The organism is Rhodococcus sp. T7 (assembly GCF_009872365.1).
Classification (GTDB): domain Bacteria; phylum Actinomycetota; class Actinomycetes; order Mycobacteriales; family Mycobacteriaceae; genus Rhodococcus_F.
Genome location: NZ_WXYH01000349.1, coordinates 1 through 21,268, shown reverse-complemented (window position 1 = coordinate 21,268; position 21,268 = coordinate 1). Strand labels below are relative to the sequence as shown.

The following is a 21,268-nucleotide window of genomic DNA, read 5'->3' as shown; positions in this document are numbered from 1 at the left end:
ATGAGGAGATCGCCGATGGATCTGAGGGAATCGCCCGCGCAGCGGGAACTCCGGCGGGAATTGCGCGCCTACTTCGCGGCGCTGCTGCCGGAGGAGAAGCGGCGCGTCGCAGGTGAGGAGGGTGTCGGCGGCGAACACTTCCGCGACATCGTGCGCCTGCTGGGCAAGGACGGCTGGCTCGGTGTCGGCTGGCCGGTGGAGTACGGCGGGCAGGGGCGGTCGATCGAAGACCAGTTCGTGTTCTTCGACGAGGTTCAGCGGGCCGGGTTGCCGTTCCCGTTCGTCACCGTCAACACCGTCGGGCCCACGCTGATGAAGTACGGCACCGAGGAGCAGAAGGCGCGGTTCCTGCCCGGCATCCTCGCCGGTGACATCGTGTTCGCCATCGGCTACACCGAACCGGAGGCTGGAACCGACCTCGCCTCGCTGCAGACCCGGGCCGTGCGCGACGGGGACTCGTGGATCGTGGACGGCAACAAGATCTTCACCAGCGGCGCCAACACCGCCGACTACGTGTGGCTGGCGTGCCGCACCGATGCGGACGCCCCGAAACACAAGGGCATCTCGATCCTCATCGTCCCCACCGACGACCCCGGCTTCAGCTGGTCGCCCATCCACACCGTGGGAGGGCTTACGGTCACGTCGACGTACTACAGCGGGATCCGGGTCGGCGATCAGGACGTCGTGGGCGACGTCCACGGGGGGTGGCAGCTGATCACCGCGCAACTCAACCACGAACGGATCGGGCTCGCGGCGCTCGGCGGCCGCACGCTGGGGCTGTGGCACCAGGTCCTGGACTGGGCGCGGGAGAACGGTGCGCTCGACCTTCCCTGGGTGCAGATGGACTTCGCCCGCACCCACGCCAAGCTCGAAGCGATGCGACTGCTGAACTGGAAGATGACCGCGGCGGTCGCGCGAGACAGTTTGTCGGGCGCCGACGCCGGCGCCACCAAGACGTACGGCACCGAAACCCACGTCGACGTCTACCGCACGCTGCTCGGGATCCTCGGTGCCGCCGGACGGCTGCGCCCCGGCTCACCGGGAGCGGTCCTCGCGGGCCAGATCGAGCAGATCTCGCGACAGAGCGTGGTGAACACGTTCGGCGGCGGCGTCAACGAGGTGCTCCGCGACATGGTCGGCACCCTCGGCCTCGGCCTGGTGCGCGAGAAGAGGGTGAAATGAGCGAACTCCTCACCCGGCTGCGCGCCTTCGAGGGACGGACGATCGTCCCGGCCGCCTGGGGTCCCGACCCGGTGAATACCCCCATGATCCGGCACTGGGCCGAGACGATGGGGGACACGAACCCCGTCTACCTCGATGACGATGCCGCACGCGCCACCGGCCGCTCCGGTGCCGTCGCGCCCGCCCAGATGCTGCAGGTGTGGACGATGCGCACCTACGCCGACAAGATGTCCGGCGCCGACCCGTCACCCGTCTGGACGGAGTTGATCGCCACCCTCGACGAGGCCGGTTTCACGTCCGTCGTCGCCACGGACTCCGACCAGGAATTCTTCGCCGAACTGCGCCCCGGCGACCGGGTGAGCACGACCGAGGTGGTCGAGTCCGTCTCCGCGGAGAAGCAGACCGGCCTCGGCGCCGGGCATTTCGTCACCACGCTCAAGACGTACCGCAACGGCGACGGCGAGATCGTCGGCACCCAGCGGTGGCGGACACTCCGCTTCCGGCCCGCCGAACGCCCGGCCCCGCGCGCCCTGCGCCCGCGGCCCGCACTCAACGAGGACAACGCCTTCTGGTTCGCGGCCGCCCGCGAGCACCGTCTGGTCATCCAGCGGTGCGCAGCCTGCGGGGTGCTGCGGCACCCGACCGGACCGATGTGCGGGGAGTGCCGCTCCACCGACTGGGACACCGTCGACGCGTCGGGTCGGGGCACCGTCTACACGTTCGTCGTCAACCACCACCCGAAGATCGACGCCTTCGACTACCCCCTCGTCGTCGCGGTGATCGAACTCGAGGAGGGCACCCGGCTGATCGCCAACATGACGGGCGTCGAACCGGCGGACGTGCACATCGGAATGCCGGTGGCACTGGACTGGATCGACGCCGACCCGGAACTCACACTCCCCGCGTTCCGGCCCGCTACACGGGAGGAGAACTGATGGACTTCACATTCGGCGAGGAGCAGGAGGCGGTCCGCGGACTGGCCGCGGACGTGTTCGCCGCCAAGTCGCGACCCGAACGGATCAAGGAGGTCGAGTCGACCGCCGACCGGGTCGACCGGGAACTGTGGCGCGAACTCGCCACCACCGGTCTGCTCGGCATCGCCCTGCCCGAGAACCTCGGGGGCGGCGGCGCGGGGCTCGCGGAGTTGTACGTGCTGCTCGAGGAGCAGGGCCGGAACGTGGCCCCGGTTCCCCTGTGGCCGCACGTGCTCGGCGCGCTCGCGATCGCCGAGTTCGGGACGCCCGCCCAACGCGACGCCCTGGTGCCGGCGGCGGTGGACGGCAGCGGGATCCTCACCGTCGCCCTCGAGGAGTTCGGGCCGCATGCCCCTAGTGAACCGTCGACGACGGCACGCGAGGTGGACGGCCGATGGCACGTGCACGGCGTCAAGGCCGCGGTGCCGGTGGCGCATGTCGCCGAACGCCTCGTCGTCTCCGCGGCCACGGTGAGCGGTCCGGCACTGTTCCTGGTGCACCCGGAATCCGCGGGAGTGACTGCGCAGCAGGCAGAGTCGACCACCCACGAGATCTGCGCCAACGTCACGTTCGACGGGGCGCCGGCGGAGCCGCTCGGCCCTGCGGACGGCGTCGCGGTGCGGTGGCTGCTCGACCGCGCGGAACTCGCGGTCGCCGCTCTGCAACTGGGCGTGGGCGAGGGCGCGGTCCGTCAGGCCGTCACCTACCTCAACGGACGCACCCAGTTCGGCCGCCCGCTCGCGACGTTCCAGGCCGTCACCCATCAGCTCGCGGACTGCTACATCGACCTCGAGGCCATGCGGGTGACGCTCTGGCAGGCGGTCTGGCTCCTCGGGAGCGGGGAGGATCCGGGAACCGCCGTGCCGGTGGCGAAATGGTGGGCCACCGACGGCGGCCAGCGGGTCGTCCACCGCACCCAGCACGTGCACGGCGGGATCGGCGTCGACACCGACTACCCCGTGCACCGGCACCTGCTGTGGGGCAAACAGCTCGCCGCCACACTCGGCGGCGCCTCCTCCGACCTGGCACGTCTGGGCGCGCTACTGGCGGCCGGCGTCGAGGTGGTCGCATGACCGCGACCGTCGGTGCCCCGACCTACGAGACCGTGCAGATCGGCGACCGGCTGCCGGAACTGGTGATTCCGCTGACCCGCACCCTGATCGTCGCCACCGCCCTCGCCACCCGCGATTTCCAGGACGTCCACCACGACCCGGCCCTCGCGGTGGAGCGGGGATCGAAGGACGTGTTCATGAACATCCTCACCACCAACGGGCTGGTGGGGCGGTTCGTCACCGACTGGGCCGGCCCGCACGCGTCGCTGCGCCGCATCGCGGTGCGGCTCGGCGCCCCCAACTACCCCGGCGACGAGATGACCCTGACCGGTGAGGTGGTCGCGAAGGACGACGGTCTCGTGACCGTGAAGATCCGCGGCGCCAACAGCCTCGGCGACCACGCCACCGGCACCGTCGTCGTCGCCCTGCCTGCACGAGAAGACCTGCCTGCACGAGGAGACCTGTGACCAGCCCCCTGTCGGGCGCCGCCGCCATCGTCGGCATCGGTGCCACCGAATTCTCCAAGCACTCGGGACGCAGCGAACTGCAATTGGCGTGCGAGGCGATCGTCGCTGCGCTCGCCGATGCGGGCATCGACCCGTCCGAGGTGGACGGACTGTCCACGTATACCGCCGAAACCAACGGTGAGGTACTCGTCGCCCGCAACACGGGCATCGGCGAGCTGAAGTTCTTCTCCCGCATCGGCTACGGCGGCGGGGCTGCGTGCGCCACCGTCCAGCAGGCGGCCATGGCCGTGGCGACGGGTATCGCGGACGTCGTCGTCTGCTACCGCGCGTTCAACGAACGGTCCGGTGTGCGTTACGGACTGGGGCAGCACGATCGCCCGATGGACAGCACCGCGGACCGGGCCGCCTACGCCTGGCTGACGCCGCAGGGACTGTCGACGCCCGCCCAGTGGGTGGCGATGTTCGCCCGCCGGTACATGCGCCGGTACGGCGCCACCAGCGAGGACTTCGGCCGGGTCGCGGTCGTCGCCCGCAAGCACGCCGCCGTCAACCCCGCCGCCTGGTTCCACGGGCGGCCCATCACACTCGACGACCATCAGCAGTCGCGGTGGATCGCCGAACCGCTGCACCTGCTGGACTGCTGCCAGGAAACCGACGGCGGCCAGGCCCTCGTCGTGGTCTCCGCCGAACGCGCCAGCGATCTGCGCACCACCCCGGCGATGATCAAGGCCGCCGCGCAGGGGTCCGGCAAGGACCAGCACATGATGGCGAGCTACTACCGGCCCGACATCACCGGAATACCCGAACTGGGCCTCGTCGGCAGGCAACTCTACGGGCAGAGCGGTCTCGCACCGGACGACATCTCGGCGGCGATCCTCTACGACCACTTCACCCCGCTCGTCCTGCCGCAACTCGAGGAACTCGGGTTCTGCGACCCCGGCGACGCGAAGGACTTCATCCGGGACGGCAACCTCGAGATCGGCGGCCGCCTCCCGTCCAACACGCACGGCGGGCAGATCGGCGAGGCCTACCTGCACGGCGTCAACGGCATCGCGGAGGCGGTCCGCCTGATCCGCGGAACGTCGACGACACAACCGGACGGCATCGGCAACGTGCTGGTGACCGCGGGCACCGCCGTGCCCACCAGCGGCCTGATCCTGGGCAGAGAGGACTGATCATGACGACAACCGAGCGCACGACGGCAGGAGCGTGGCGAGGCGCGGACCTCGGCACCCGCACCGTGAGTTACGACGAGCGCGACGCCATCCTGTACGCACTGTCGGTGGGTGCGACGGCCACCGAACTGGACCTCGTCTTCGAGGAGCGTCTGCGGGTGCTGCCCACGTTCGCGCTCACCCTCGCCCAGTGGGCGCCGGACGCACTCGGATCGCGGGGCGCCTTCGACACGAAGACGGCGCTGCACGGATCGCAGGAACTGACGGTGCTCGCGCCGCTTCCGCGCCGCGGCGAGATCGCGTTGTCGGCGTCCGTCGGCGAGGTGTGGGACAAGGGTTCGGCGGCGGTGTTCGACGTGCGCGTCGAATCCGAGTACTTCGTCGCCACGTGGTCGCTGTTCGCGCCGGGCGCCGGCGGGTTCGGCGGCGATCGCGGTCCCGCGAAACCGTCTCGGCCCGAGGGTGAACCGGCCGTGCAGCGCGTGCTGCACACCGCGGAGAACCAGGCGGCACTGTACCGGCTGACCGGCGACCGGCACCACATCCACATCGATCCGGCGGCGGCCGAGCGGATCGGGCAGCCCCGGCCGATCATGCACGGCCTGTGCACCCTCGCCGCGAGCGCGCTGGAACTCGCGCGGGCGCTGGACGTGCACCCCGCCGACCTCGCGCGGCTCGAGGGACGGTTCGCCGCGCCGGTCTACCCGGGCGACACCCCGTCGTTGCGGGCGTGGGGCGACGCGCGTGACGCGTCGTTCGAACTGGTCCGAGACGACGCGCCGGTGATCGCAGGCGCCCGCGCCGAGTTCGGCTGACGGTACGTCGGGATTTCACCGCCGAATGTCACACCGGTGCAGGACAACCGGGGTGACATTCGGCGCGGACGTCAGGAGTGGGTCGCGAGGTACCGCGCGGGGTATTCGCCACCGCCGTGGACGGCGAGATCGGCGCCGTTGACGTACGACGCCTGCGCGCTCGCCAGGAACAGGCAGGCGTCCGCGACGTCGGACGGCACCGCCATCCGCCCCATCGGAAGGGTCCGGGTGACGGCGGCGCCGCCGTCCTCCCCGTAGACGGACGCCGCGCTCTCGGTGCGAATGAGTCCCGTCGTGATGTGGTTGATGCGGACCTTCGGAGCCCATTCGAGCGCAAGCGCTTTCGTCAACACGAGCAGGCCGGCCTTCGCGGCGCTGTACGCGGCGGTGCCGGGTTGCGGATCGTGCGCGGAGACGCTGCCGATGTTGACGATCGCGCCACCGTCGGACTGCTGCTGCATCACCGCATTCGCGGCCTGGGCGACGGTGAAGGGCGCCAGCAGATTCAGCGCGACGATCTTCTCGACGAAGCGCGGCGACACGGTGGCGGCGTCGGCGTCGGGCGACCCACCCGCGTTGTTGACGAGGACGTCGATGCGGCCGAATCGGGCGACGGCGTCGTCGATCAGTCCGGCGGCGTCGGCGTGGTCGCGAACGTCGGTCGCGCGGAACGCGGCGGTGCGATCACCGTGTGCGGGCGGGGTGTCCGGCGCGGACCGGCCGCACACGAGCACGTTCGCACCCGCGGCGAGAAACGCTTCGGCGACGACGAAACCGATGCCCTTGGTGCCGCCGGTCACGACGACGGAACGGCCACGGAAATCGAGAGGATGGGGATGTGTCACGGGGGAGACCTTCGGAGTGAGGAGCGCGGGGAGATCCGGCGCTCGGCGGTGATCAGTGAAAACGAGATACCAAGCAATTGCTCGGTTCGATAGTAGGGGAACGGGAGCGGACATGAACACACTCGACGGCAAGGTCGCGCTGATCACGGGTGCGGGGCAGGGCATCGGGCAGGGCATCGCCCTCGCCCTCGCGCGGGAAGGGGCAGCCATCGCGGTCGCCGGACGCACGGAGTCGAAACTGCACGACACGTGCGAGCGACTGTCCGCGATCGGCGCCCGCAGCACACCGGTGGTGTGCGACGTCAGCAGGCGCGAGGACATCGCGTCCGCCGTCGAGAAGACCGTGGACGCGTTCGGCGGCGTCGACATCCTGGTCAACAACGCCAACGACTGCTCACCGGGACCGATCCTGTCGGTGATCGACGAGGAGTACGAGCGGTCGTTCGCGACGGGACCGCTCGCGACGCTGCGGATGATGCAGTCGTGCCACCCGCACATGGTCGCGCGCGGCGGCGGCGTGATCGTCAACCTCGTCACGTCGGCGGCCGTCCGCTGGGACGCGAGCAACTACGGGGCGTACGGCTCGATCAAGGAGGGCATGCGTTCGCTGACCAGGTCGGCGGCCTGCGAATGGGGCCGGGACGGGATCCGGGTGCTGTCCGTCGCCCCGCACGCGAAGAGTCCGGCGCTCGAACGGTGGATGGACCGGAATCCGGACGAGGCGGCAGAGTTCGTGGCGGGCATCCCCCTCGGACGGGTCGGTGACGCCGAATCCGACATCGGGCGCGCCGTCGTGTTCCTCGTGAGCGAGGACGCCGGCTACCTCACCGGGGCGACGATCCCGCTGGACGGGGGGCAGTCGCGGTGGGGGTGACGGCGACGATCCGGGTCCCGCCCAGCGGGAAGGCCCGCGGCCGCTGCCGCCGACCTGCAGTAGTTTCGGCAGGATCGAGTTACCGTAGCGAGAGGGCACCGTCGCGATGACGACCGTTGAAACACCACGCAGTTCGCGATCAGTAGTGGTCACCGTGGCCGCCGTCGTGGAGGAGACGTCCGACGCCCGTTCGCTGGTGTTCGACGTCCCCGACGAGCGCAGGCACGAATTCGCCTACAAGCCCGGGCAGTTCCTGACGTTGCGTATCCCGAGCGATCGCACGGGATCGGTCGCCCGGTGCTATTCGCTGGCCAGTTCGCCGTTCACCGACGACCTGCCGAAGGTGACGATCAAGCGCACCGCGGGCGGATACGGTTCGCACTGGTTGTGCGACAACGTCGGCGTCGGCGACCGCATCGAGGTGCTGCCGCCCGCCGGAGTGTTCACTCCGGCGAGCCTGGACGAAGACCTGATCCTGTTCGCCGCGGGCAGCGGAATCACCCCGGTGATGTCGATCCTCAAATCGGCGCTGAGCGAAGGCGCCGGGAAAGTCGTTCTCGTGTACGCGAACCGGGACGAGAAGTCGGTGATCTTCGCCGACGAGTTGCGGGACCTCGCCGCCCACCACGAACACCGTTTGACCGTCGTGCACTGGCTCGAGAGCGTGCAGGGCCTGCCGACGCCGCGGCAGCTGGCGAACCTGTCGGACCGGTTCCGGGACCACCGGGCCTATATGTGCGGACCGCGCCCCTTCATGGAGGCGATCCACGAGGCGCTCGCACTCGCCGGCGTCCCCCGGGACAGGGTGCACGCCGAAGTGTTCACCTCGCTGTCGGGTGATCCGTTCGCCGAGATCGTCGTCGACGCACTGGAGGACACGGAACCGGGAACGGTGTCGACGGTCGAGGTACAACTCGACGGCGAAGCGCACAACCTGAGCTGGCCGCGCCAGGCGACACTCGTCGACGTCATGCTCTCCACGGGGCTCGACGTCCCGTACTCGTGCCGCGAAGGCGAATGCGGTTCCTGCGCATGCACGGTCGTCGAGGGCGAGGTGGACATGGACAATGCGTCGATCCTCGACCCCGAGGACATCGCGAGCGGCTACATCCTCGCGTGCCAGGCCCGCCCCGTCAGCGAGCACCTGCGGATCGAGTTCTGACCGGGTGGCTACTTCTCCGTCTGCGCCGCCGCGGCCCGGGCATTGAGATCTTCGAGGCGGATCGGGTACCGCGGCGGGTGCTCGACGATCACCTCCCGGGTGACGGCGAGGTCGCGGCCGACGTGCAGCAGTTCGCCGGACTGCAACGGCGTCCACCCGGGGTCCTCGTCCATCTGCTCACTCGCGACGACCACCGCCGGACGCTCGGAGAGATGTTCGGACCTGGCCCGGATCCGGCCGGGAGTGCTCGCGTGCTGGAGGTGGCGGCCACCGCTCGGACCGCCCGCGCGACGCTCGAGGAACAGCAGGTCGTGGGTGTCCGGGTAGCGCAGCGCCCACAATTCGCCGGGAGTGGTCAGCAGGATGTTGAGCGCGTAGATCGGCACGTTGTCGGCCAGCCACCGGGCGGCGGCGGTGATCCCGGCCGTGACGTCGCCGCCGCTCCTGCCGATGTGCCGCGTCACGAGCGCGAAGACCCGTTCCGAGTCGGTATCGCCGTGAACGAGAGCGAGATCGGAGCCCAGTTCCGCATCGAGCTTCGGCAGGTCCTCGACCACGCCGTTGTGGGCGAACACGCGACCGTCCTGAGCGAACGGATGGGTGTTCTGCGGAAGTAGTTCACCGGTGGTCGCGAAGCGGATGTGCGCGACGAACGTGGCCGAGTACCGGTGCTTCGCCTCCTGCGCGAATTCGGCGTCCTCGTACGCGGCGAGCGGTTGCTTCTCCACCAGCGGCGTCCCGTCCTCCGCGAACGTGCCGAGGCCGGTGCCGTCCGGTTCGCGGTGACTCTGCTGCGCCAGACTGTCCGGGGCGTCGAGCAGCCAGAACGACGCGCGAACGCGGTGCGGGGCGGCGGACAACCCGAACAATCGGCACATGGCTTCCCTCTCGGGTGGGACGGATCAGCGGTAGTCCGGGTTGGCGAAATCGGGACGGCACCCGGCGTCCCACTCCGAACGTTGATTTCCGTACACGGGGAACCCGCCTGCCTTCTTCAGCATCGCGGCGACGTGCATCAGGTTGTACGTCATGAACGTGGTGTTGCGGTTGGTGAAATCGTTCTCCGGGCCGCCCGACCCCTCGTCGAGATACGACGGTCCGGGGCCCGCTTCACCGATCCATCCGGCGTCGGCCTGCGGCGGGATCACGTATCCGAGATGCTGGAGGCTGTAGAGGATGTTCATCGCGCAATGCTTGACCCCGTCCTCGTTGCCGGTGATCAGGCACCCGCCTGCCCGCCCGTAGTACGCGTACTGGCCTTGGTCGTTGAGCAGCGACGAGCACCCGTACAGCCGCTCGATCACCTGCTTCGTGACGGAACCGTTGTCGCCGAGCCAGATCGGGCCCGCCAGCACCAGGATGTCGGCGTCCAGCACACGCCGGAACAGTTGTGGCCATTCGTCGCTCGGCCACCCGTGCTCGGTCATGTCCGGGTAGACGCCGGTCGCGATGTCGTGGTCCACCGCCCGGAACTGGTCGACCGAGACGCCTTCCTTCTCCATCAGGCCGACACTGCGGTCGATCAACCCCTGGGTGTTGCTCACATCGGGAGACCGCTTGAGGGTGCAGTTGACGAACAAAGCGCGCAGACCACTGAACCGTGGCCCGTCCTGCGGCGATGGATCGGTCATCAGTCCACGATATGCCGCGGCGGTTCCTCTTCGTGGCGGAAGCGGCGAGAGGTCTAGGCCCTAGCTCTCGATCGGCGTCGCCGTCTCCAGTGCCGCGGCCAGGAACTCCGCCGGAACCTCCGGCCAGTCGGACTGCCACCGGCCCGCCAGCCTGTCCTCGAGGAGTGCAGTCAGCACGGGCACCATGCGCGGCCCGCCGTCGATCAGATAGCGCACGAAGCCGATTCGCACACACGTCGCGGCGATGGACGCCAGCACCGACTTCGCTTCGTCGACCCGGCCCGCCGCGACCAGGCACGCGACGAGCAGGCGATTGGCCTGCATGGCCGCCCTCGGCCTGCGCTCCTGTTCGACCCGGCGCACCCACTCCTCCGCGCGGCGACACGCGACGTCCGGCTCGACCGCCAACTGCTTCCGGATCTCGGTGGCGTCGTCGAGCTGCGCGATGATCTCGGCGAAACCGAAATCGGGTTCCCGGGTGGGTTTCCCGGCAGTGGGCGGCGGCTGCGGCGAGGCGGGCAGTCCGAGCCGGACCCGTTCGTTCTCGACCCGGGCGCGCAGCCGGGGGAGTCCCAGCGCCGCCGCCGCGGACGCACCCTCGTCGAGGTGCCGGGCAGCGGACGCGACGTCGCCGCGTGCGGCCTTCAGCCGGGCGCCCGTGACGAACCTGGCGATCATGAAATCGACGATGCCGGCCTCGGGCCCGAGTTCGTAGCTCTCGTCGAGAAGTCGTTCGGCCTCGTCGAGATGACCCAGTTCGTACATCAACTCGCCCAGCAGCGCCCCCGCGAGACGTGCGGCGTGCGAGTGCGGGCCCACCCCTTTCGTCGCGGTCTGCACGGCCAGCCGGAAGTTGTCCTCGGCCGCGGTGATGTCGAGTTGCTCCAGCGCGGCGATACCGGCGAAGCAGTAGCCGTACATCTTGCTGAACGGTCCGACGGTCCGCTGGTGATACCCGGTGGCCCACTCCTGCAGGCGGCGCGCCTCCACGAAATCGAACTGGGCGATCGCGACCGCGGAGGCGAGATTGGACCCCGCCGAGACCACCCACGGGCGCAGGGTTTCCGGCCGGGCCAGACATTCCGCGATGAGGTCGGGCACTCCGGCGATGCGATCGGACGACACCGCGATCACGGCGCGGACGATGTCGGCCTCCACCCGGATGTCCGCCTGCTCGGATTCGCTCAGCGCCGAAGACTCGAGCCTCGACGCGACGAGCGACAGCGCCTGCAGCGCCGGCGTCACCCGCTGCAGCAGGATGTTCGCCCACGCCACCGCGATCTGGATGCGCGGACTGGACTCGACCAGCGACTGCGGCAGCTTGTCGACCAGGCCGAGCAGCGCGACCATCCGCGAATGCTCCACCAGGTACATGCCCTGCTCCTCGACCACCGCGACGGCCACGTCGCGATCGCCCGCCGCCAGCGCGTGATCCACTGCGTCGCTGACGTAGTGGTGATCGGCGAACCAGTGCGCGGCCGCACGGTGCAGATCCGCGACGCGCGACGGATGATCGCGCTCGAGCCGTCGGCGGAGGTATTCGGCGAACAGGTGGTGGTACTCGAACCACTCCCGGTCCTCGTCAAGGCTGCGCAGGAACAGGTCGCGCGATTCGACCTGCTCGAGCAGGGCCTGACCGCGGGGCACGTTCGCCAGCACGCACGCGAGTTCGCCGCACACCCGCTCGGTGATGGACGTGGCCAGCATGAAGTCGAGCAGCGCAGGCTCGAGAGTGCTGAGCACGTTCTCCGCCAGGTACTCGCCGATCGCGTGGTGGCGGCCCGACATGTGCCGGATGAGGTCGCCGGGATCGTCGCGATCGCGCAGCGACAGGGACGCCAGTTGCAGCGCCGCCACCCACCCGTCCGTGGTCTCCTCCAGCGCCTCCACGTCGGAGTCGTCGAGGTGCAGTCCGCCGAGGTCGACCAGGAATCGCTGCGATTCCGTGAGGTCGAAACGCAAAGCCACGGAGTCGATTTCGACGAGCTCGTCACGCACCCGCATCTTGGCGAGTGGAAGTCCCGCCTGGCTACGGCTGCTCACCACCATCTGCAGGTGATGGCAGCCGTTCTCCAGGATGAAGTCCATCGCCGCGATCGTGTCCGATGACGTGACACGGTGCCAGTCGTCGATCATCACCACCACGTGGCGCCTGCTGTCGTGGACCTGATTCACCAGCGACGTCAGCACGTACCGTTCCGCCTCGGCGCCGTTCTCGTCGAGCGCCTGCCCCAGTTCGTCCGCCAGCGTCGGCTCGGCCCGGCGGATCGCCTCGACGAGATGGGACAGGAACCAGACGACGTTGTTGTCGTCGTTGTCCACCGTCAACCAGGCGACGGCGGCGCCGTCCTCGATGAGGACGTCGCGCCACTGGGCCGCGACCGTGCTCTTCCCGAACCCGGCGGGTGCGTGGATGAGCGTCAACCGCCGCCGCTGCCCCAGCCGGAGCAGATCCAGGAGGCGGGTGCGCTCCACCAGGGAACGCATCGGGGTCGGCGGCCGGAAGCGGGCGGCGGCGCTCGGTGGGGTGGCACCCGACCGCCGCCGGTAGCTGCGACTGCGCCCGGACTGCGTGGTCGGCGTCGAACTGTGCTCGGTGCGAGGGAACTCGTCCGCCGCGGCGGGGAGCGCCATCTCGTCGACGTCGAGTCCGTGCCTGCGTTCGATGTCGCGGAGTTCCTGCCCGAATTCCGCTGCAGATTCCGGTCGGTCGGTCGGTTCCTCGGACATGGCCCGCTCGATGGCCGAGCACACGTCGTCGGGAATGTCCTCGCCGCGCAGGTCCGGAACGGGTTGCGTGGCGATGCGGAGGAATTGCGCGACGAGCCGCTCTCCGCTGCGCCGCTCGAACGCGGCGTGACCGGTGAGCAGGCAGAACAGGGCGGCGCCCAGGCTGTACACGTCGGAGGACGCGGACGGCGCGTCGCCGCGCAGGACCTCCGGGGCCGTGAACGCCGGCGAACCGGTGATCATGCTCGACGTGGTCTCGAACCCCCCAGAGACGCGCGCGATGCCGAAATCGGTGAGCTGCGGTTCGCCGTATCCGGTGAGCAGGATGTTCGCGGGCTTCACATCGCGGTGCAGGGTGCCGAGCCGGTGCGCCGTCTCCAGGGCGCCCGCCAACTTCACGCCGACGCGCAGCGTTTCACTCCACGGCAGCGGCCCTTCTCGGCGAATCCAGGCGTCCAGGGAGTTGCGCGAGTGATACGGCATCACGATGTACGGCCTGCCACTGCGCGTCACGCCGGACTGCAGGATGTCGACGACGTGCGGATGCCCCGACAATTTTCCCATCGCACGCTGCTCGCGCAGGAAACGTTCCCGATCTTCCCCGTCCAGATCGGAGGACAGCACCTTGATCGCGACCGTGCGGTCGAGGGCCGTCTGCAGGCAGCGGTACACGACCCCGAACCCTCCCCGGCCGATCTCGCGGGCGTCGTCGAATCCTTCCGAAGACAGCTCCGCGACGATGTCGGTCACGACGATCCGCTTGGTAGCCTGCGGATCCGAGTCGGTCGGCCCGGAACTGCTTTCCGGGTGTCGTGGCACACTCAATGAAATCACCTTCTCGGTGCACTGACGCCAGCATATCGCGGACGTGCGACACGGAGAGCGGTGTTCGAGAACGAGTAGACCCGAGGAGAATTCGACGGTGACGGATACCGGCATTGCGACAGCGCGCACGACCCCGGCCGAGCGCACCCTGGCCCAGCTGCTCGACGCGCGAATCAGTTGCCGGGCATACCTGCCCGAGCAGGTGCCGCACGACGTGATCGAGAGGATCCTCGAACTCGCCCAGCAGACGCCGTCGTGGTGCAACACGCAGCCGTGGCAGGTCGCGATCACCGAGGGGGAGGGCACCGAGCGGTTCCGTGCCGGGCTGGCGGAGTACGTCCGCACCCACCCGCAGGAGTCCGACTTCGAGTGGCCCCGCGAATACGTGGGCGAGCACAAACTGCGCCGCCGCGAGTGCGCCATGCAGCTGTACACGAGCGTCGGGATCGCCCCCGGCGACCGGGCAGCGTCCGCCGAGCAGACGATGAAGAACTTCGACCTGTTCGGGGCGCCGCACGTCGCGATCGTCACCACCCACGAATCGCTCGGCACCTACGGCGCCGTGGACTGCGGCCTGTACGTCGAGACGTTCCTGCTCGCCGCGCAGAGCCTCGGAGTGGCGACCATTCCGCAGGCCGCCGTCGCGGGAAGTTCGCGGTTCATCCACGACTTCTTCGCGCTCGAGGAGGACCGCAGGGTGGTCTGCGCGATCTCGTTCGGCTACCCCGACACCGAGAACCCCGTCAACGGATTCCGCACCCACCGGGAACCCGTCGCCCACGTCGCGCAGTGGGTGTCCCGGTAGCGTGCTCGACTCCGAAGTGTTCGACCGCGACGACCTGTTCTCCCGGCTGCGTCGCCGCCCCGACGTCGAGGCTCCCAACCTGACGGCAGTCGACGCCGCCGACCGCCTGATCCTCGACGAGGCCGCGGCCGCCCTGTCCGCCGCGTCGCCCGGGACACTCACCGTGATCGGCGACCACTACGGTGCACTGACCCTCGGCGCCGCGGCGGCGCACGGTGCCACCGGAATCCGCGTGCACCAGGACCCGCTGACCGGCGAACTGGCGCTGGCCGCCAACGCCGACACAGTCGGGCTCGCCGACCGCTACCGGTCGCGTGCGCTCGGCGAGGAACTGCTCGCGGGGGCGACGGTCGTGCTGATGCAACTGCCGCGGAGCCTCGGCGAACTCACCGAGGTCGCCGAGACGATCGCCCGCCACGCCGACCCGTCCGTCGTCGTCTATGCGGGCGGACGCAACAAGCACATCTCCACCGCCATGAACGACGTGCTCGGGCGGTCGTTCTCCGACGTCCGCGCCACCCTCGGCAGGCAGAAGTCGCGGGTGCTGATCGCGCGCGGACCGCGGGAGTCGGCGCAGCAGACGTACCCCGTCACCGATCACCTCGCCGAGATCGGGCTGGACGTCGTCTCCTACGGAGCCGCGTTCGCCGGCCCCAAACTGGACATCGGGACGCGATACCTCCTCGACTTCCTGCCCCGGGTGAACCCGCGAGCACGCGCGGCGGTGGACCTCGGCTGCGGGACCGGCATCCTCGCCGTCAGCCTGGCCCGGCTCCTCCCGGAGGTGTCGGTGATCGCGACGGACCAGTCGTCGGCGGCGGTGGCGTCGGCCGCCGCCACCGCCCGCGCCAACGGGCTCGACGGGCGGGTGTCGACCCTGCGCGACGACGCCATGTCCAGCCTCGCGACCGACAGCCAGGACGTCGTCCTGTGCAACCCGCCGTTCCACGTCGGCGCGGCCGTCCACACCGGTGGGGCGTCGAAGATGTTCGCCGAAGCCGGGCGCGTGCTCCGGCCCGGCGGCGAGTTGTGGACCGTGTACAACTCCCACCTCGGATACCGGGGCCGGTTGCAGCGGCTCGTCGGGAGAACCGACGTGGTCGGGCGGAATCCCAAATTCACGGTCACCCGGTCGGTGGCCTGACCGCCACGCCGACCGGCCTCGTCTGGCGAGTGTCCCCGCGGCACCGGTAGAGTCCGAATTGTCCGACCCGAAAGCGACGAACGGGAACTTGCGGTGGGTGCGGGACGTTCAACGTACAAGACACCCGGATCCACCCGGCGAGCCACGAGAAGGGATGTGCACGGTGCGCACCACCAGTAACCCGGTGTTCCGCAACCTGCCCAAACAAGAGGGCAGCGGCGGATACGCCTCGTTCGGATCTACGACGGCCGGCGCCGCGCAGGTCACGCAGCAGTTCGGTCAGCCGCAGTACACGCAGGCCGAGCCCTACCGGACAGGTCCCGACCACCGTTCGATGACCATCGACGACGTCGTCACCAAGACGGGCGTCACGCTGGGCGTGCTCACGGTGTCGGCGATCATCTCCTACTTCCTGGTGAGCAACAACGCGAACCTGGCGACCCCGCTCGTCATCGGCGGCGGCCTCGTCGGCCTCGTGCTGGTCCTCGTGGCCACGTTCGGCCGCAAGATGGACAACCCGGGCATCGTCCTCGCCTACGCCGTGGCGGAGGGCCTGTTCCTCGGCGCGCTGTCGTTCATGTTCACCGACGTCACCTTCGGCGGAGTCGGCGGCGCGGCGCTCATCGGGCAGGCCGTGCTCGGCACGTTCGGCGTGTTCTTCGGCATGCTCGTCGTCTACAAGACCGGTGCCATCCGGGTCACGCCCCGCCTGACGCGGATGATCATCGGTGCCCTCATCGGTGTCGTCGTCCTCGCCCTCGGCAACCTGATCGCCAGCTTCTTCACCGAAGGCGGCCTCGGCCTCCGCGACGGCGGTCCCGTGGCGATCATCTTCAGCCTCGTCTGCATCGGCATCGCCGCGTTCAGCTTCCTGCTGGACTTCGACGCCGCCGACCAGCTGATCCGCGCCCAGGCGCCGGAGAAGGCAGCATGGGGCGTCGCCTTCGGACTCACCGTCACCCTGGTGTGGCTGTACGTCGAGATCCTGCGACTGCTGAGCTATTTCAACAGCGACTAGGCGCGAACGCGCGAAAAGGGCCCCGAGAGCTGAAGCTCTCGGGGCCTTTTCGCGCTTCGCGCCCGTGCGCCTTTCTGGTTGCTACCGCTACCAAAAGGCGCACGAGCCCGGAGGGCCTAGCTCAGGCGCTCGAGGACCATCGCCATGCCCTGACCGCCGCCGACACACATGGTCTCGACGCCGAACGTCTTGTCCTGCTCGCGGAGGTTGTTGAGCAGGGTGTTGGTGATGCGGGCGCCGGTCATGCCGAACGGGTGGCCGAGGGCGATGGCGCCGCCGGAGATGTTCAGCTTGTCCTCGTCGATCTTCAGTTCGCGGGCGGACCCGAGAACCTGCACGGCGAACGCCTCGTTGATCTCGAACAGGTCGATGTCGGAGATGGACTTGCCCGCGATGGCGAGCGCCTTCTTGACGGCCTCGATCGGGCCGAGGCCCATGATCTCGGGCGACAGGCCGGACACGCCGGTGGACACGATCCGGGCGAGCGGGGTCAGGCCGAGGGCCTTCGCCTTCGTGTCGGACATGATCACGAGTGCCGCGGCGCCGTCGTTGAGGGGGCACGCGTTGCCTGCGGTGACGGTGCCGTCGGGCCGGAACACCGGCTTGAGCTGGCTGATGCCCTCGTAGGTGGTGCCGGCGCGGGGGCCGTCGTCGGTGTTGACGACGGTGCCGTCGGGGAGGGTGACCGGGGTGATCTCCCGCTCGAAGAAGCCGTTCTTGATCGCTTCCTCCGCGCGGTTCTGCGAGCGGACGCCCCAGCGGTCCTGCTCCTCGCGGGTGATGCCGGTGGCCGACGCGACGTTCTCGGCGGTCTGGCCCATGGCGATGTAGACGTCGGGGATCTGGTCGTTCTCGCGCGGGTCGGTCCAGGCGACACCGCCCTCGGCGAGCTTCGCGGTGCGCGCCTCGGCGTCGGCGAACCGCTCGTTCTTGGTGTTCGGCAAGCCGTCGGCGTTGCCGGTGACGAAGCTGGACACCGACTCGACACCGGCGGAGATGAACACGTCGCCCTCGCCGGCCTTGATCGCGTGCAGTGCCATCCGGGTGGTCTGCAGCGACGACGAACAGTAGCGGTTGACGGTGACGCCGGGCAGGAAGTCGTAACCCAGTTCCACCGCGACGACGCGGGCGATGTTGAAGCCCGACTGTCCGGCGGGCTGGCCGCAGCCGAGGAGCAGGTCGTCGATCTCGGTGGGGTCGAGTTCGGGGACCTTCGCCAGCGCCGCGGCCACCATCTGCGTCGTCAGATCATCCGGGCGGATGGTCTTGAGCGAGCCCTTCATGGCTCGGCCGATCGGTGAGCGTACTGCGGAGACGATGACTGCCTCGGGCATGAAAACTCCTTTGTCAACGGCGGGTGTCTGCACTGTGTTTCAAACCACCCGTTTTGTGGCCTTCCCGACAACTTACGTTGCCAGGCGACGCCGGGGTCGCCGCCATCTCACTCAGCGACCCGTCGCGTCCCGGGCGCGGACGCCTCCTCGATCGCGAGGAGTTCGTCGAGGCGGGCGGGTGCGCGTCGCCGGACGTCGCGTCGCCACAGAAAACGATTGAGCGAGGCCGTTATCCGGGTCGACAGCTTGCGTGATTCCGCGGCCTCCGACACCTCCGGCAGATCGGGCAGGGGCCCGCCGTGCCACAGGCCCAGTGCCGTCGCGAGTACGGGCACGATCTGGATGGCCGCCAATTCGTAGCCCGCCGCCGACGGATGGAAGTGGTCGGAGGAGAACATCCGGTCGGGCGCCGCCAGGAACTCGGGGGCCAGCAGGTCGGCGAGTGCCACCGGGTGGCCGCCCGCCGCGCTGGTCGCGGCCGCCTGCGCCCGGGCAAGCCGCAGTCCCCAGGTCCGGACGACGGTCCGCAGGGGTTGCGGAATCGCCGTCACCACCCCCAGGTCGGGGCATGTTCCGACGACGACGGCGCAGTCGTGGGCGCGGAGCCGTTCGACGGCTTCGCCGAGCCTGCGCGCCGACGCCCGGATGGAGTTCTTGCTCGTCACGTCGTTGGCGCCGACCAGGATCACCGCGGCGTCCGGCGGCGGTCCGGCGACGAACATCGCATCCACCTGCCCGCTGAGCCCGCGGGACGTGGCGCCGCCGATGGCCTTGGTGCTCAGCCGGATCCGCTTGCCCGTCTCGTCGGCGAGGCGCCGCGCGATCTGTACGCCGGGCACCTCCTCCGCCGACAGGCAGCCCACCCCGGCGGCCGTGGAGTCGCCGAAGATCATCAGGTGGATGTCGTACGGGGTGGTCCGCAGCCAGCGTTCGGGCACCGCCGCGCCGGGGGAGTAGACGCCGTCGGCCTCCGGCGGCTTGGCGACGTTGTGGCCGATCACCCCGCGGGCCGCCGTCGCCTGCGACATCAGATACGAGTACGCCGCCCACGACAGCGTGCCTGCGCTCGAACCTGCCACGACAGCCGCGGCGCCGGCCTTCACTCCGGACTGCCAGGTCCTCTTGGGCACTGGTCTCACCTTTCCGCTACCTGGTGCTCATCTCACGGGTTCCAGCGGACTGCGTCCGCACCAATCTAGTCGGATCGGGGCCCCCGTGCCGGACGTCTGTGAGCATCGGATCAGGGCATCTGGGAGCATGGAGGCATGCGCATCGCGGAACACGTCGTCGACCTGATCGGCAACACCCCTCTCGTCAAGCTTTCTTCCGTCATCGGTGAGAACCACGGGACCGTTGCAGCCAAGATCGAATACCTCAACCCGGGTGGAAGCTCGAAGGACCGCATCGCGGTCAAGATGATCGACGCCGCGGAGGCGTCGGGCGAGCTGAAACCGGGTGGGACCATCGTCGAGCCCACATCCGGCAACACCGGCATCGGCCTCGCGCTGGTCGCCCAGAAGCGCGGATACAAGTGCGTGTTCGTCTGCCCCGACAAGGTCAGCGAAGACAAGCGCAACGTCCTCAAGGCCTACGGCGCCGAGGTCGTGGTGTGCCCCACCGCGGTCGCGCCCGAGCACCCGGACAGCTACTACAGCGTCTCCGACCGGCTCGCCCGCGAACTGCCCGGCGGCTGGAAGCCCAACCAGTACTCCAACCCGGGCGGCCCGCAGAGCCACTACGAGACCACCGGCCCCGAGATCTGGGCCGACACCGACGGCAAGATCACCCACTTCGTCGCGGGCGTCGGCACCGGCGGCACCATCACCGGCACCGGCCGCTACCTCAAGGAGGTATCCGGCGGCAAGGTCAAGGTCATCGGCGCCGACCCCGAGGGCTCCGTGTACTCGGGTGGCACCGGCCGTCCGTACCTGGTCGAGGGTGTCGGCGAGGACTTCTGGCCCAGCGCCTACGACCCGTCCATCCCCGACGAGATCATCGCCGTGTCCGACGCCGACTCCTTCGAGATGACCCGCCGTCTCGCCCGCGAGGAGGGCCTGCTGGTCGGCGGCTCCTGCGGCATGGCCGTCGTCGCCGCGCTCGAGGTCGCCAAGCGTGAGGGCCCCGACGCCGTCATCGTCGTCCTGCTGCCCGACGGCGGCCGCGGATACCTGTCGAAGATCTTCAACGACAAGTGGATGGCGTCCTACGGATTCCTCCGCACCCCGCTGGACGGCAAGCCCGACGAGAAGACCGTCGGCGACGTGCTGCGCGGCAAGTCCGGCGAACTCCCGGACCTCGTCCACACCCACCCGTCCGAGACGCTGCGCGACGCCATCGAGATCCTCCGCGAGTACGGGGTGTCCCAGATGCCCGTCGTCGGTGCCGAGCCGCCCGTCATGGCCGGTGAGGTCGCGGGCAGCGTCACCGAGCGCGACCTGCTCAGCGCCGTGTTCGAGGGCCGTGCACACCTCGCCGACCCGGTCGAGAAGCACATGAGCAAGCCCTTCCCGCTCATCGGTTCGGGCGAGCCCGTGTCGGCCGCCACCAAGGCGCTCGGCGACACCGACGCGCTGATGGTCGTCGACGACGGAAAGCCCGCGGGCGTCATCACCCGTCACGACCTTCTCGGTTTCCTCAGCGCCGGCTCCTAGACGACACGTCGAGGGCAGGACGCGAGAAGACTGGTCCCCGCTGCGCACGGAACGTACGGTGCACAGCGGGGCGCCGGTCCGGTGTCCGTGAGGGGGAGTTCATCGGATTAATCAGAGGAAGTCTGGCCCTTTCGGGCTGGGAGGAAGCTGATTCTGTACCGCGGGATGGCGCGTAGCGGGGGCGCTTTCTTGCGTGGGTTTGGGTCGTTTTTGGTTGGTGATGTACTCGGCGACGGTGGCGAGTGGGGCTCCGCCTGCGGAGGCGGCGAAGTAGGACGGTGACCAGAAGTGATTGCCCCACAGGTATTTCTGGATGTGGTCGGGGAACTCTTGGCGCAGGTATCGAGCGGAGACGCCCTCGAGGCTATTGACCAGGGTGGAGAGTTGCACGGTAGGTGGGTGGTGGATCGATAGGTGGACGTGGTCGGTTTCTCCGGTGAACGCGGTCGACGTTGCGCCGAACTTGTCACACACCTCTGCCATCATCTCGGTGACATAGACCAAAGGGTATCCGCAGGGAAAGGCGCGGGGTGTGAAGCGGATCGTTGTCGTGAAGCTGGCTCCGACCCCGGAGCAGTATGTGG

Annotated in this window: 19 protein-coding genes; 12 read left to right on the top strand and 7 right to left on the bottom strand. The window is 69.2% G+C overall.

The window, feature by feature from the left end:
- Window positions 1–15 precede the first annotated feature (15 nt).
- Genes MLGJGCBP_RS34220 through MLGJGCBP_RS34195 form a run of 6 tightly spaced genes read left to right on the top strand, consistent with a single transcriptional unit; the run spans window position 16 to window position 5,665 of the window.
- Entirely contained in the window at window positions 16–1,182 is a 1,167-nt protein-coding gene (locus MLGJGCBP_RS34220) for an acyl-CoA dehydrogenase family protein (protein ID WP_087560190.1), read from the top strand.
- Window positions 1,179–2,117 carry a bifunctional MaoC family dehydratase N-terminal/OB-fold nucleic acid binding domain-containing protein gene (locus MLGJGCBP_RS34215; protein ID WP_160101326.1) on the top strand — a complete coding sequence of 313 codons (939 nt, stop codon included), beginning with the start codon at window positions 1,179–1,181 and terminating at the stop codon, window positions 2,115–2,117. Before MLGJGCBP_RS34220 ends, MLGJGCBP_RS34215 begins: the two co-directional genes overlap by 4 nt.
- Window positions 2,117–3,229 carry an acyl-CoA dehydrogenase family protein gene (locus MLGJGCBP_RS34210; RefSeq protein ID WP_160101324.1) on the top strand — a complete coding sequence of 371 codons (1,113 nt, stop codon included), beginning with the start codon at window positions 2,117–2,119 and terminating at the stop codon, window positions 3,227–3,229. Before MLGJGCBP_RS34215 ends, MLGJGCBP_RS34210 begins: the two co-directional genes overlap by 1 nt.
- The gene (locus tag MLGJGCBP_RS34205) at window positions 3,226–3,675 is read left to right on the top strand and encodes a MaoC family dehydratase (protein ID WP_160101322.1); all 450 of its coding nucleotides are present in this window, start codon (window positions 3,226–3,228) and stop codon (window positions 3,673–3,675) included. The genes MLGJGCBP_RS34210 and MLGJGCBP_RS34205 overlap by 4 nt, the downstream gene beginning before the upstream one ends.
- Window positions 3,672–4,850, top strand: a complete 1,179-nt coding sequence (locus MLGJGCBP_RS34200; RefSeq protein ID WP_160101320.1) for a lipid-transfer protein — start codon at window positions 3,672–3,674, stop codon at window positions 4,848–4,850. The genes MLGJGCBP_RS34205 and MLGJGCBP_RS34200 overlap by 4 nt, the downstream gene beginning before the upstream one ends.
- 2 nt (window positions 4,851–4,852) lie before the next feature.
- The gene (locus MLGJGCBP_RS34195) at window positions 4,853–5,665 is read left to right on the top strand and encodes a MaoC/PaaZ C-terminal domain-containing protein (protein WP_087560185.1); all 813 of its coding nucleotides are present in this window, start codon (window positions 4,853–4,855) and stop codon (window positions 5,663–5,665) included.
- A 71-nt stretch (window positions 5,666–5,736) separates the two neighbouring features.
- Here MLGJGCBP_RS34195 and MLGJGCBP_RS34190 read toward each other — a convergent pair whose 3' ends face one another.
- A complete protein-coding gene (locus MLGJGCBP_RS34190) occupies window positions 5,737–6,510 on the bottom strand; it encodes an SDR family oxidoreductase (protein ID WP_160101318.1) in 774 nt (257 codons plus the stop codon).
- Window positions 6,511–6,622: 112 nt separating this feature from the next.
- Here MLGJGCBP_RS34190 and MLGJGCBP_RS34185 point away from each other — a divergent pair, with 112 nt between their 5' ends.
- Both MLGJGCBP_RS34185 and MLGJGCBP_RS34180 read left to right on the top strand, forming a co-directional pair.
- Window positions 6,623–7,384 carry an SDR family NAD(P)-dependent oxidoreductase gene (locus tag MLGJGCBP_RS34185; RefSeq protein WP_160101316.1) on the top strand — a complete coding sequence of 254 codons (762 nt, stop codon included), beginning with the start codon at window positions 6,623–6,625 and terminating at the stop codon, window positions 7,382–7,384.
- A gap of 106 nt (window positions 7,385–7,490) precedes the next feature.
- Window positions 7,491–8,546 (top strand): ferredoxin--NADP reductase, encoded by a 1,056-nt coding sequence (locus tag MLGJGCBP_RS34180; RefSeq protein WP_160101314.1) that lies wholly within the window; start codon window positions 7,491–7,493, stop codon window positions 8,544–8,546.
- 8 nt (window positions 8,547–8,554) lie between these two features.
- Here MLGJGCBP_RS34180 and MLGJGCBP_RS34175 read toward each other — a convergent pair whose 3' ends face one another.
- The 3 genes from MLGJGCBP_RS34175 to MLGJGCBP_RS34165 are packed head-to-tail and all read right to left on the bottom strand — an operon-like array spanning window position 8,555 to window position 13,726.
- Window positions 8,555–9,424 carry a class II glutamine amidotransferase gene (locus MLGJGCBP_RS34175; RefSeq protein WP_160101312.1) on the bottom strand — a complete coding sequence of 290 codons (870 nt, stop codon included), beginning with the start codon at window positions 9,422–9,424 and terminating at the stop codon, window positions 8,555–8,557.
- A gap of 24 nt (window positions 9,425–9,448) precedes the next feature.
- The gene (locus MLGJGCBP_RS34170) at window positions 9,449–10,177 is read right to left on the bottom strand and encodes a flavodoxin family protein (RefSeq protein ID WP_160101310.1); all 729 of its coding nucleotides are present in this window, start codon (window positions 10,175–10,177) and stop codon (window positions 9,449–9,451) included.
- Window positions 10,178–10,237: 60 nt separating this feature from the next.
- Entirely contained in the window at window positions 10,238–13,726 is a 3,489-nt protein-coding gene (locus MLGJGCBP_RS34165) for a serine/threonine-protein kinase (RefSeq protein WP_160101370.1), read from the bottom strand.
- A 103-nt stretch (window positions 13,727–13,829) separates the two neighbouring features.
- Between MLGJGCBP_RS34165 and MLGJGCBP_RS34160 the strand changes: the two genes are divergently transcribed.
- The 3 genes from MLGJGCBP_RS34160 to MLGJGCBP_RS34150 all read left to right on the top strand — a co-directional run bounded on the left by MLGJGCBP_RS34160 (window position 13,830) and on the right by MLGJGCBP_RS34150 (window position 16,699).
- Entirely contained in the window at window positions 13,830–14,537 is a 708-nt protein-coding gene (locus MLGJGCBP_RS34160) for a nitroreductase (protein ID WP_160101308.1), read from the top strand.
- A gap of 1 nt (window position 14,538) precedes the next feature.
- Window positions 14,539–15,681: a class I SAM-dependent methyltransferase gene (locus MLGJGCBP_RS34155; protein ID WP_160101306.1), complete on the top strand. Its 1,143-nt coding sequence runs from the start codon at window positions 14,539–14,541 to the stop codon at window positions 15,679–15,681.
- A 163-nt stretch (window positions 15,682–15,844) separates the two neighbouring features.
- Window positions 15,845–16,699, top strand: coding sequence for a Bax inhibitor-1/YccA family protein (locus MLGJGCBP_RS34150; RefSeq protein ID WP_201453286.1), 855 nt, complete (start codon window positions 15,845–15,847; stop codon window positions 16,697–16,699).
- 116 nt (window positions 16,700–16,815) lie between these two features.
- Here the strand turns inward: MLGJGCBP_RS34150 and MLGJGCBP_RS34145 are convergent, their stop codons facing one another.
- Window positions 16,816–18,033, bottom strand: coding sequence for an acetyl-CoA C-acetyltransferase (locus tag MLGJGCBP_RS34145; RefSeq protein ID WP_160101302.1), 1,218 nt, complete (start codon window positions 18,031–18,033; stop codon window positions 16,816–16,818).
- 107 nt (window positions 18,034–18,140) lie between these two features.
- Window positions 18,141–19,163 (bottom strand): SGNH/GDSL hydrolase family protein, encoded by a 1,023-nt coding sequence (locus tag MLGJGCBP_RS34140; RefSeq protein ID WP_087560175.1) that lies wholly within the window; start codon window positions 19,161–19,163, stop codon window positions 18,141–18,143.
- Window positions 19,164–19,298: 135 nt separating this feature from the next.
- Here MLGJGCBP_RS34140 and MLGJGCBP_RS34135 point away from each other — a divergent pair, with 135 nt between their 5' ends.
- Entirely contained in the window at window positions 19,299–20,684 is a 1,386-nt protein-coding gene (locus MLGJGCBP_RS34135) for a cystathionine beta-synthase (RefSeq protein WP_005255744.1), read from the top strand.
- 111 nt (window positions 20,685–20,795) lie between these two features.
- Here MLGJGCBP_RS34135 and tnpA read toward each other — a convergent pair.
- Window positions 20,796–21,268 (bottom strand): IS200/IS605 family transposase (gene tnpA, locus MLGJGCBP_RS34130; protein ID WP_236581530.1); only part of this gene is annotated, 473 nt, incomplete at its 5' end.